Source organism: Paraburkholderia sp. USG1 (assembly GCF_031570135.1).
Classification (GTDB): domain Bacteria; phylum Pseudomonadota; class Gammaproteobacteria; order Burkholderiales; family Burkholderiaceae; genus Paraburkholderia; species Paraburkholderia dioscoreae.
Map to the genome: position 1 here is coordinate 34,111 of NZ_JAMWXW010000006.1, position 12,393 is coordinate 46,503.

8 protein-coding genes and 2 pseudogenes are annotated in these 12,393 nt (G+C 59.9%); 6 read left to right on the forward strand and 4 right to left on the reverse strand.

Going from position 1 to position 12,393, the window contains the following annotated elements; genetic code table 11:
- Positions 1-358 precede the first annotated feature (358 nt).
- The 4 genes and pseudogenes from NE850_RS09765 to NE850_RS09780 all read left to right on the forward strand — a co-directional run.
- Positions 359-590, forward strand: a pseudogene (locus NE850_RS09765) (alkaline phosphatase family protein); the annotation flags it as partial.
- A 22-nt stretch (positions 591-612) separates the two neighbouring features.
- Positions 613-687: pseudogene (locus NE850_RS09770) on the forward strand (hypothetical protein); the annotation flags it as partial.
- 102 nt (positions 688-789) lie between these two features.
- Positions 790-1,212: a DUF1214 domain-containing protein gene (locus NE850_RS09775; protein WP_035517931.1), complete on the forward strand. Its 423-nt coding sequence runs from the start codon at positions 790-792 to the stop codon at positions 1,210-1,212.
- Positions 1,213-1,781: 569 nt separating this feature from the next.
- Positions 1,782-5,630, forward strand: a complete 3,849-nt coding sequence (locus tag NE850_RS09780) for an autotransporter outer membrane beta-barrel domain-containing protein (protein WP_007180758.1) — start codon at positions 1,782-1,784, stop codon at positions 5,628-5,630.
- Positions 5,631-6,151: 521 nt separating this feature from the next.
- Here NE850_RS09780 and NE850_RS09785 read toward each other — a convergent pair.
- Positions 6,152-7,315 carry an alpha/beta fold hydrolase gene (locus NE850_RS09785; protein ID WP_007180757.1) on the reverse strand — a complete coding sequence of 388 codons (1,164 nt, stop codon included), beginning with the start codon at positions 7,313-7,315 and terminating at the stop codon, positions 6,152-6,154.
- Between the two features lie 115 nt (positions 7,316-7,430).
- Between NE850_RS09785 and NE850_RS09790 the strand changes: the two genes are divergently transcribed.
- Positions 7,431-8,372 (forward strand): LysR family transcriptional regulator, encoded by a 942-nt coding sequence (locus tag NE850_RS09790; protein WP_007180756.1) that lies wholly within the window; start codon positions 7,431-7,433, stop codon positions 8,370-8,372.
- 108 nt (positions 8,373-8,480) lie between these two features.
- Here the strand turns inward: NE850_RS09790 and NE850_RS09795 are convergent, their stop codons facing one another.
- From NE850_RS09795 to phnA, 3 genes are all read right to left on the reverse strand, one after another.
- Complete coding sequence (locus NE850_RS09795) at positions 8,481-8,993, reverse strand: isochorismatase family protein (protein ID WP_007180755.1); 513 nt, start codon at positions 8,991-8,993, stop codon at positions 8,481-8,483.
- Positions 8,994-9,124: 131 nt separating this feature from the next.
- Positions 9,125-9,886 (reverse strand): MFS transporter, encoded by a 762-nt coding sequence (locus NE850_RS09800; RefSeq protein WP_035517929.1) that lies wholly within the window; start codon positions 9,884-9,886, stop codon positions 9,125-9,127.
- Between the two features lie 80 nt (positions 9,887-9,966).
- A complete protein-coding gene (phnA, locus tag NE850_RS09805; protein WP_007180754.1) occupies positions 9,967-11,196 on the reverse strand; it encodes a phosphonoacetate hydrolase in 1,230 nt (409 codons plus the stop codon).
- 97 nt (positions 11,197-11,293) lie between these two features.
- Here phnA and NE850_RS09810 point away from each other — a divergent pair, with 97 nt between their 5' ends.
- Complete coding sequence (locus NE850_RS09810; protein ID WP_007180753.1) at positions 11,294-12,196, forward strand: LysR substrate-binding domain-containing protein; 903 nt, start codon at positions 11,294-11,296, stop codon at positions 12,194-12,196.
- Positions 12,197-12,393 lie beyond the last annotated feature (197 nt).

The window sequence follows — 12,393 nt, forward strand, 5'->3', positions numbered from 1 at the left end:
TCTCCGTTGCGAGCGGGCGCCCATGCATGCTGCCACGCCTTAGTGGGAAAGTCATGACGAAGAGGACAACGACGCGGATACAGGAGACGGTGGCTATAGTTTCCATATCAGACTGGTCGTATTGCGCACCAACTCGACATTTCCGCCAGTCCGTTTGGTCATTGAACGACAAGAGTGTACCGATCCGAATGCCAACGGCGTATCCCGATGCCAATCGTCGTCGGCGCTACGCAATGTTGCGCTGCAGGTCTTCGTAGAACTGGATATCTGCAGGCAACGCGCATGTGGACGTTTCGTTTCCGACGCGGATGTCGCTTCATTGCCGAACTCTGCCTGATACCTTTTCATGAGACGGGCCACGACTGACGAAGGCGGTGGCTACTACGATTCCGGCTACATCGAGCCGCTCGACTTTTTCGGCGATGGCCCGCGCATTCCGATGATCGTCGTGTCGCCATACTCGCGCGGTGGACGTGTTGTGCACCAGTACGTGGGATCATGCGTCGATCGTGAAGTTCATCGATCGCAACTGGCGTCTGAAGCCGATCACGCATAGAAGCCGCGACAAAGGGCGGCAAGTACCTCATCCTCCCACCTGGCTACAAAGGCACGATCCCGTCGGGCTACATTCCACTGCGCCCCGCCACCTATAACGGATATGCGCTATTCCGTGCGATCCCTGCCACATCGTCTGACTCTGACGTAACAAAGGCCATCCTGCTGGTAAAGCGGCTGAGGCTTTATCCCCTTGCGTCGCGCTCTCATCCACCTGAGCAACGCTTCGTCGACATGGCCGGGAAATTATTCGACGGCACCGTCGCATTCGATAGTACTTTTTATGGCCGGCTCGCCCGCATGATCCAGGAGGAGCCTGTGCAAACGCGGGATGGTGGCAAGCAATACATCCTCCACGTACCAGCAAACGTTCCGGCCAAGGAGTTCTGGGCGGTCACTGTCTACGATAATCTGACACGCTCGATGATCGCTACCGATACGATGAAAGCGGGCGTGTCGAGTAAAGACAAGTTGCAGATGCAAGCTGACGGATCGGTGGATATTTATTTCGGGCCACAAGCGCCGGCGGGCGTAGGCAGCAACTGGGTGAAGACGTTGCCGGGCCAAGGCTGGTTTGCTTATTTCCGCTGGTATGGTCCAACCCAGCCGTTTTTCGATAAGACGTGGGCTTTGCCTGACATTGTAGAAAACCATTAGCTGGCGAATATCTAGCTTACAGAAGAACCGCTCCCCGCTTGCTATCGGTCGCTTACGACGGCACATAATATGACCCCTCAGGGTCGAGCATAGTCAGCGTTGCGCTGGGTCTTTGGTGGCCGTTTTTCAACTAGCTACGAATTAGTAGAGAGTAAAACTGGATGACCGGTTGTATTGCTCAAGTACCGAAATCCTGGATGGCAATTGGACCTTTCCAGATGCTCAGCGCACGACTCAAGCGCGCCGCCGGGTTTGTAGATTGTTGACCTGCTTTTTCGTATGGCCGGTCGACAGGAAAGTTGCCTTCCCATCAAGGTCGATTTTCGCCACCGTACGCAGCTTGACATCGGTATCCGTGCTCACCCTGTGAATCGAACACGCGCGGCCCATTTCAGTAGTCTTTTACCTAGTAGGGCACCTGCTGTCTATTTGTTGCGAACCTCCCGCCAGGCAACGATCAGCTGACGACTGGATGTCTTCATCCGATTAAATCGCGATCTTCTCTTGCGATTTGTCCTATCATTCCTTTCGATTCGCCTTCTGACGCGCATTCGTTGAAGGAGAGCCGGATGAAGTCGACCTCAAGAAAGTTGGCCTTGAACGTGAAATTCGAACTACCAGCGCGCTCGTCAGTAATCCTGATGACAGAGGTCGGGGCAATTTTTTTCTGCTCCACTGCGGCGCGAGCTCAGACTGCGCCTTGCGGGTTGGCCTCTGGCATCTATGCCAGCGCTGTCTGCACGCCGGCGGTCGGAACGCCCGCGACCGTTACGACGACGACGGGTACGACGTTCACGACCCCCACCGGAACGAGTATCAACGTCACCGCCCGCGCCGCCGATGCGACGGCGTCCTTGTCGGGCACAACGGTCACCAATAGCGGCGGCGCCGCAGCAAACGGGGTGCAGGTTCGCGTGACGAGCGGCACAGGGAACGCCTCTGCCGTCTTCCAGAGCGGCACGACCGCGATCACGATGCAGGGCACTAGTCAGGATGGGGTTGCCATATCGAACAATTCGGCGGGAAGTGCGAGCGTTTCCGTGGCCCCCGGCGCGACGCTGAACATCACCAATGCCGTAACCGGGGACGAGCACGACGGCCTCGACGTCGCCAGCACAGGGAGCGGTAACGCTTCGGTAGTTCACAACGGCAGCGGCACGATCTCCACCGCGGGCGGTAATGCGTTATGGATAAAAGCGGCTAATACTGGCACGGTCAATGCGCAGACGGGCAGCGGAGTTACGCTGTCGGTCGATAACACCAATTCCGCCTCTGGAGCGCGCAACCATGCTGGCCTCCACATCCGCTCCACAGGATCGGGCGCCACGACAATCGACAACGCGGCCACGATTCAAGCCCATGGCTCCAATGCATTCGGCATCTATACCGAGGGCGCGACCGGTTCCGTTTCAGTTCACAACACCGGCTCAATCACCACTGACGGCCTGAACGGCTTCGGTATTCGTTCCACGTCTGGCGGCGGCGCGATCGATATCTCAAACGCTGGAGCGATCACAACGACCGGCTCTGCCGCTCACGGTATCTATGCAAACGACAACACCAATACGGCTGGTCCTATCTCGGTCGAAAACAATGGCGAGTTGACAGTCGGCGGCGCGAGCGCAGTGGACGGATCGCGAGCCATGTTTCTAACGGGCAGAGGCAACGGTAGCGTCATTGTTACGGGCAACGGTAACATCTCAGTGCTCGGTAACCCATTGACGACGCGCGGTCAGGGAATACTCGTCGGTACCGAACTCGGGAACGCTACGGTGAACTATGGCGGCAACATCACCGTACAAGGCTCGGGTGCCGGCGGAATTCGCGCCGATTCGAGCGGCGGAAACGTTCAGGTAATCTACACGGGCAACCAGATCGAGACCTTCAACACCCTGGCCAATGCCATTTATGCCACTGCGACATCCGCAACCGGGACGGTAGGCATCACTGCGCAGGGCAATATCATCACTCATTCCAACGCGGGCAGCGGCGACGGCACCGGTATCTCGTCGTTCGGTCTCCAGGGGTACAGCCAGGGCGGCGATGTCAGCGTTACGTTCACGGGCTCCGGCATCGACGTGAACGGAACCGGCGCGGCAATCCTTGCAGCCAATGCATATACAGGAACTGGCCTGGGTACACTAACAGTGGCCAACACCGGCGCGCTCGTCGCCCGGGGCAACCGACAGCAGGGCATTCACACGCGCTCGTCAACGGGCACACAAACTATCTCGAACCAGGGCGCCATTCAGACCTATGGCGCAACCGGGAGCGCCGGCATTCTCGCCGAGGGGGCGGGCGCCGCATCTATCTCGATCGTCAACGAGGGCTCGGTCACCACGCGCGGAACCACTTCAACCGGCATCGATGGACGTACGCAAGGCGGCTCCGTCGACATCCGCAACAGCGCGCCGGTGAGCGCGGGCTGGGGGGCGAGCGTCGGAGTTTCGCTCGGTGGCGCAACCCAGACGCTGAGCAACACGTCGAGCATCCAGGCACTGAGCGACGTTGCGGTACTTGCCGATACCTCCGGCCTCGGATCTGCCGACAACGTCGTGCTTCAACCGATCGACCCAACACTGGTCGCCGCGCCAACGCCGCTGTCGACGGTCAGCGCGGGTTCGCCATCGGTATTCAGCTTCGCCAACTCGGGCGAGATAACCGGCGTGGTCAATGCGACAACGTCGAAGGTCACCGTCAACAACAGTGGCATCTGGAATCTGCGCAGTTTCGTCGACAGCGTTGGGTCCGGCACACGGGACACCTGGAACGTCGCGGTGAGCAACCTGGGGACGAGCGGCGGCAACGCGGTCAACAATATCGGCACGCTCAATCTGAATGCTCAGCCATCGGGTGACATGAGCACTTTCAACGCGGCAGGTGCATATCTACCTCTGGGTCAGGCGAGCAACACGCCCCTGCCGGGTGGCGCGGTGCAGGGGCAGATACTTGGCGTGAACACGTTCACGAACAGCGGCATGATCGATCTCACGGGTGGCGCTCGTGCGGTGGGCAATGTACTTGTCATCGGCGGCGGACAGACCGCTGGCCAGGACGGCGGTGGCGTATTCGTGTCGAACGGTGGCACGCTGAAGCTGAACACGGTGCTCAATCAAGGTGGCGCACACAGCCAGTCCGACATGCTGGTGGTCGATTCGACCCGCACCGGTCCGGGAGGTCCGACCCGCATCCAGGTCAATAACATCGGTGGCGTCGGCGCCGTCACGAGCGATAACGGGATAGCCGTGGTGGACATTCTCGACAAGTCGCCCGCAGCGAGCGATCCAAATGCATTTGCGCTGAATGGACGTGCCGTAGCGGGCCCCTATGAATACAGGCTATTCCGTGGGAACGACCAGGGAACCGCGACCGATGCATGGTATCTGCGCTCGGAAGAGTCTCCGGTGCCTCCGCCAAACCCCGAACCACCTGGACCGCCCGAGCCAACGCCCGGCGCCCCGCTGTATCGGCCGGAGGTGGGAGCCTATCTGGCGAATCAGCGGGTCGCGGGGATGATGTTCGTCCATAGCCTGCACGACCGCCTGGGCGAGCCTCAGTACGTCGAAGGACAGGGTTTCGATCCCGCATCCGACAAACCACAGTCCGGTTGGCTACGGGTGGTGGGAAGATGGGAAGGGTCCGAAAGCAGTAACGGAATCTTCAAGACCAGCACTGACTCATTCCTGCTGAACGGCGGCCTCGAAATCGCAAAATGGAAGCTTGCGAGTGAGACCGACAGGCTGCACGTTGGCGTCATGGCGAGCTACGGCAACGCCAGCACCGATGCCGAAGCGCAGGGCAATCCGGCCCATGCCAAGGGCAACGTCGAAGGCTGGTCCGTTGGTGCTTATGGCACCTGGTACCAGAACGACGAACGGAAGCTGGGCGCCTATGTCGACACCTGGTTTCAGTACGGATGGTTCACGAACCAGGTCGAAGGCGATCTGCTGCCGACGGTCCAGTATCATGCGCATGGCCTTGGCGCGTCGGGCGAAGTCGGATATGCGCTACCTCTGCCGCACGATTGGGTCGTCGAACCCCAGGCACAACTCATCTATATCGACTACAACGAGAACGACATCACGGAGCCTAACGGCACACGCATCAGCGGAGCGGATTCGAACGGCGTCATCACGCGGCTTGGCGTTCGCACCAGCCGCACATGGGAGAGGGCCGACGACCGTAAGGTGCAGCCATACCTCACATTGAACTGGTGGTATACGGATACGACCAGCAGTGTGAGCTTCAATCAGGTGCCGGTCGGCACGATGTATCCGCACAACCAGTTCGAAGTGAAGGTAGGCGTCAACGCTGACCTCGGAAAGCGGTGGACTGGGTGGACGAACGTCTCCGGCGCCTGGGGGCAGCAGAGTTACTACCAGTATGCGGTGCGCGCGGGCGTCAAATATACGTGGTAAGTGCGCAGCCGTCCGACAAGCGGGTCAAGGACCACGCGCCAACGAATGTCCGCGCCTCTCTCTCTTGATCGGCCGCTCACCCCAGTTCGCGGAGTGCCTCTTCAGGTCGAAATGAGCCCGTCGAACCGGCCCACGCAGTTCTGTGCCATTGCCCGACCTGCGCCGTGCGGAAACGCCAATCCAGCACCGTCTACCAGTGTCTCGCTGCAGACACCGTCAAGTGACGGTATTTCTGACGGTATACTGGCGACGCTTCGCAGCCTTACCTATACAAGCCAAGCGTTTTCAGCCAGACTCAACATAATCGCGCGGAGAATTCGCGACTTTTTGCTGCTTTCTACGTATGCCGCTGGACAGTGAAAAACTGCAAGCCGAACGCCACATTAGTTACCCGCCCCGACCGCAGGCCGCACCATACCCATATGATTATCGAGTCAGCTACGAGCACAGCCTGAAGATCGATGCCGACGCGTTCATCGTTCAGGTTCCATCGCGGCTCGTAGACGGGATTCCGGTGCCATTCAGTTCAGCCCAAGCGGATTGGAGATCCGCAGTCTCCACCCACCGTCGCGCCCCTTTTCCATAACCTGCGTAGCAGTGCCGCGCTCTTCGTGCTCGTGACCGTCCGGTAGCGTCACGTTCAGGGTCCAGTCGAGCAGGACGAGGGCTATGTCGCCGCTCGTCAGTACACGACGCACTTCGTTACGGATGTGCGGGCGCAGTGCCAGCAACTGAGCGAGGCCGACGCGCAAACCGGCGGGGCTTTCCTGTACCACCTCGCCATTCGTCATCCGCATCGTGGCCAGATTGCTAAACGTACCGAGCAGGGCATCGAGATCGCCCGCGTTCAGCGCCGCATCGAAAGCGACCGGGATCTGCTCGGGCGAGTTACACACGGCTGACTTGCTCTCGATCGCTGCGGCGAATCGCGCGATGAGCCGCGCCACCTCGGCGGGCGCCTCCAACGGCGACAAGTGTCCCGTGCCGGGCAGGACGTGCATCGCCGCGTGCGGGATGCGAGGCAGCAGCTCCGCCTGCAGTGTTGCGACGCGATCCACCTGGTCAAGCTCGCCGGAGATGACGATGGTCGGCGCGTCGATTGCCGCCGTCGCCTCGGTAATGTCTTCGCGCATGGCCACGTTTGGCCAGCCCGCTTTAGCCTCCGGTGCGCCCCTCAGGCTGTCCTCGATGACTTGCTCGCGGCGAGCGGCGTCGAGCGGCTTTGCTGTCAGGACGTGATCGATAACGAATTCCACCGATTCGCGCGTTTGATACGCGCCGGTCAAGGTCGCACGTTGCTCGTCAGAAAGGAGCATCGGCGACGGCGGCGACGGCGCGACGAGCACAAGACCTTCGAGCCCGCCCGGCCGGCGCGATGCGATAAGTTGAGCAACCTTCCCGCCCATTGAATGACCGACTAGAACGTAGCGCCGCAGCCCCAGCGCTTCGATAACGCCTTCGGCATCCGCGGCGAGATCGGCAATGCGGTAGCCGTCGGCGGGCGCCTCGGAATCACCCCAGCCCCGGTGATCGGTGGCAACGATTCGATAGCGGTCGGACAATTCGCCTGATACCGCATCCCATGTGCGCGACGAGCCGCCGTAGTAGTGCAGGAACACCAGCGCCAACTCGCCGCTGCCCCGCTGCGTGACGTGAATCCGCGTGTCGTTCGACTTGATTACCATTTTCGTGCCCCTTGTCCGTTAGCTGATGCCCGCATAGTAGATTCAAGTCTTCAGTTTGATAATTACCAGATCGGTGTGTTCAGTCGATAATGCTGCTATCGAATGGGAGGGCAAAATGGACCGGCTCACGAGCCTCGGAGTATTCGTCGCCGCTGTCGAGGAAGGCAGCTTTGCCGCGGCGGCGCGCCGCTTCGGACTATCGGCAGCGATGGCCGGCAAGCACGTGAGCGCCCTCGAGGCCGAACTGAATGCACAGCTACTCCACCGCACCACACGGCGCTTGAGGCTGACCGATACCGGCCAGACTTACTACGAACGCTGCAAGCGGATTCTCGAAGCCTTCGACGAAGCGAAGCGGGAAGCGAGCGATTCGCAAGGCACGGCGCGCGGTGTGCTGCGCATCGCAGCGCCTGTCACGTTCGGTGCGATGCACTTGGGCGAGGTTGCGGCGCGCTACATGGAGGACCATCCGCATGTCAACGTGGAAGTGCTGCTCGGAGACCGCTACGTCGATCTCATCGATGCGGGCGTTGACGTCGCAATCCGGATCGGAAAACTGGAGGATCCGGGACTTGTGACGCGCCGGCTTGCGCCGTGCCGGATGGTTGTGTGTGCGTCTCCCGCCTACCTCAAGCGCCACGGAACGCCGCGCAAGCCGGACGACTTGCTGCGCGCGCAACGACTTGCGTTCAGCGAGGCCGTGTCGGCCGGAGACTGGACATTGCACGACAGGCAAAACCGCGCGCACGTCATCGACGGACCTTGCCGAATGACGGCCAACAACACCCAGATGCTGCTCGCCTCCGCTATTGCCGGAGCGGGCATCGTGTACGGTCCGACCTTCGTATTCGGAGCGCACATCCGAAGCGGAGAACTCGTAGCGCTGCTGCCGGCCTATCGTGCGGCTGATCTGACGATTCAGGCGGTTTATCCGAGCGCGCGGCGCATACCGCTCAAGGTGCGCCGGTTTGTCGATTACCTCGCCGAGACGTTCGGCGATGAACCGCCTTGGGATCGCAAGGAAATGCCTCAGAAGCGCGGCTGTTCCGGCTGCTAAAGCGGCCGTTGAGGAGGGGCAGGTAAAAGCGGCTGTTCAGGGTGGACAGTGGTCAGCAAGATAATGCTACGGCTCGATACCCAGGCAGCTTACTTCGTTCGTCCTTCATCAACCAGCGAAGAGTCCAAAATCGACGTCTTTGCCCGCTACGATGCCGCCCGCGCGCCCCGGCGCGCGTTGATTGCTCCAGTAAAGATTTGTGTGCGCGATCACGCTGGCCGGCGGTGGCGCGCCCCATCGAGTCATGTCTTCGGTCGTGTGCGCATCGCTGGCCAGAGTTACGTCGTAGCCGCGCACAAGGCCGCCGTGCACTGTCGAGCGAATGCACATGTCCGTTTGCACTCCGGTCACGATGAGTTTGCCAACGCCGAGCTTCGATAAGGCCTGTTCGAGGTCGGTGCCTTCGAACGCGTCGCGGTAATGCTTTTCGATAATCACTTCCTCCGGTCCTGGCGAAAGTCCGTCGACGATCTGCCACGCATTACTTCCAGCTTCCAGGTCTTCGTCGGAGTGACGGACCCAGATGACCGGTACGTGGGCGCCCCGCGCTCGCTCAACGAGCGCGTTGATGGTGCGGAGCACTTCCTGGCGTCGATCGGCAGCACGCGACCTTGAATCCAAGACCCAACTCGGCCATTCGAGTCATCGCGCACTAAACGGCCGCTCCCGAGATAAAAACGGCCGTCCACGAATCGACTTGTAGCAATAGAAACGCATCGAGAATTCCATCCCGGTTCGCACGACGCGATTCGTCAGCGCTTGATCAGCATCGAAAGCGCTGCGCTTGCTGCGCAAAGCCCTGCGACAGTCGGAAAGATGATCGACGTATGGCCGGTGGTATCGATAATGTGGCCGATAACCGGTTCGCCGATGCCAGCGAACATGTACGACATGGTGTTGAGCACACCTGTTGCTGTCCCCGCAGCGCGGCGCCCGAAAATATCAGGACACAAGGCCCAGAAAGAGGATGCCGGCCCGAAGACAAAAAAGCCGCACAAAAACAGAAGCACGATCGCAAACATACTACCGTGCGGCACGAACATCATGAAGATCGCCGTCGCGCAGGCCAGCACCATGTACCAGACGATCGCCATATAGCGGCGCCCTTGAAACAATACGTCGGATATCCAGCTATTCGACAGCGAGCCGAGCGCCATGCCTACCGGTAACGCGACCGTGATCCACTTCGGGTCGATCAGCGCCGATGAAGTCTTCCAGTCCATGCCGAGAAAATGGACCGGCACCCAGACCACCAACGCGTACCGTGCTGCGTTCTGGAAGCCGATTGCGAGACCCGTGATGTAGAGCCTCCAGTTCTTCATCACGAGCGCGTATCGCTGCGCGCTCGTCAGCTCATCCTCCGACTCCGCTGGAGAGGCCGCCTCTTCCGATTTTTCAGCAGCGGGCAGATGCTGAGCCTCCGGTCGTTCAGAAACAAATAGCAACAACACCAGTGCGCCCAGCAGCATGGAAAGCGGCGCGAGACGGAAGATCCAGACCCAGCCGAGCTGCATTGTGCCCAATCAGGCGTATCTGTGGGCATTACTGTCTCCATGGGGCGCGCGGTCTTTGCCGTGCTAACCGTTTTTCGTTATCAGACGAGGTGATTGAGTGCGAGATCGATGACATCGAAATTGCGCAAGCGCCGCGTGCCGTCGTTGCCACCGAGCTTGCGATTGAAAATGAGCGGCACTTTCTGTTCGGACACACCGCCGTGAGAGCGCAGCGGCATGGTGAGCCCGGACAGGTCATGTTTGTCGGCTGCGCTGCCGAGCACCGTGAGCCTTTCGCCGAGCACCACGAGTTCACCGATCCTGTCGGACGGCAACTCGAATCGCTCGCTAGCCTGTGCACGGGTCAATACCGCCTCGACGCCGTCGATAGCCGCGAGGAACGCTGCCACGTCGCGCTGTTTCTGTTCGTCTTGATCGCGCAGGTACACCGTAGCGTAGGAGCCGAGCGCGCCGTGATGCACGACATACGGATCAGTGATTGGCAGGAGCACACGCGTCGCGTGCGCGCCGTATCGCGCATCGAGCCTATCTTGCAGAAACACGATATTTGGCCGGCCAATGGCATCGGTCTTCGCATTCATGCCGTGGTCAGCCGTGGTGGCCAACACGGCGCCCTCGGCGTGATAGCGCGCCAGGTAACCGTCCATCATCGCGTAAAAACCGTTGGCTTCTGGCGTGCCGGGAGCGTGCTTATGCTGGACGTAATCTGTTGTAGAGAGGTACATCAGATCAGGGCGCTCTTCACGCAAGATGGAAAGCCCAGCGGCAAACACGAACTCCGAAAGCTCTGCGCTGTACACGGACGGCACAGGCATGCCGACTCTCGCCACGATGTTCCTGATACCGTGCTCGTCGAGGTTCACCTGGTCGGCCTTTTCAGCCGAAAAACAGATCCCTTCCAGCCGGTGTCCGAGCAGACTGCGCAGCTTGTCCTTCGCGGTAACGACGGCGACGCGCTGACCCGCGCGAGCCATCTCCGCAAGAATGGTGGGCGCGCGCAGGTATTTGGCGTCGTTCATCAGGACTTCCGTCTGCGTCTCCTCGTCGAAAAAGAAATTGCCGCAAATACCATGTACCGACGGCGGCGCGCCCGTGACGATCGACAGATTGTTCGGGTTGGTGAACGACGGCACGACGCAGTCCCCGGCCAGCACGGTGCCGAACGAACGCAAGCTGGCCAGAAACGGCGCTTTGTCGGCCAAGATCGCCTGATTAATGTATTCCTGCTCGCAGCCGTCGACACACACCACGATCGTCGGCGCAGAGGGCAATTGATAAGTTCGAGAGTTGACGGTGATCTGCTGGGTCATGGGGACACCTTTCTGAGTGGAATGACGTCAGCGTATGATGATCAATTTACTCACACAATCGACAAAATTATCCGGATTACGCCAAATAAACTCACACATGCGATCGAAGCTTCCCCCACTCAACGCCCTCCGCGTGTTCGAAGTCGCCGCGCGCGCAGGCAGCTACTCAGCAGCCGCGCGTGAGCTCAACCTGACGCACGGCGCCGTGAGCCGTCATATCACCATCCTTGAAGACTGGCTCGGCCAGCCTCTGTTCGTGCGCGATGGGCAACGCATGGTCGCGTCCGGGCACGCACGAGCCTTTGCCCGAGAAATCAGCGCGGCTTTCGACCACATTGCGGACGCGGCGGAACGCTATGGCAAGAGCCAGCACCGTAAAGTAATTCGGGTCAGCGCGCCGGCGACGGTCGCAATGCGCTGGCTGATTCCTCGCCTGCCCTTGTTCACGGAAATCTGCCCAGATGTAGATGTGCGCGTCTCCACGACGCTGACGACCGATTCCGCACTGCGCGGCAGTTTCGATCTGGCGATTCGTCGCGAAGTACCCGCGGACGGGCAATATCAGGCATGGCCATTATTTGAGGAGCGCAACACGGTGATCGCGAGCCCGGCGCTGATCGAGCAAACCACGATCTCGTCGGTCGAACAACTTGCCGCCGAAACATGGCTTACCACGGAATCTCGTCCGAGCGATTGGGAGAGATGGACTCAAGCCGTCGGTCAACCCTCGCTTCGAGCCAGTCGAACCTTGAGATTCGATCACTTTTTTGTGACCTTGCAGGCCGTGGTCGACGGCTTGGGTTTTGGTATCGGACCATTTCCAACGCTCGATGCCGACTGCACTGCAGGGCGTCTACAGAAACCTTTTCCCGATCTGACCTCGAAGGGAGCGACTTACTTTGCATTGGTGCCGCTGGATGCCGATAAGCCTGTGCATATGAGGGATTTCGTCGATTGGCTGCGATCGGGTGGCGTGGACGAACACTCCGGCAAAAAATGAGCCCTCGTTCGCCTCGTTCGTATATGTGCCAATGTCTTTTGTTGAGAGCCGACTGACGCTCCAGCGCCAGCGGCCATAATTTGAAATCGCAGGGTCGTGAAATTCGGCTTCAACGAAAGGAGGCTCGACTTTCACGGTGGCAAGCCTATGATTCATTCAAGAATGCATCACACCGACTGCCTGCAATGGTGCATCCA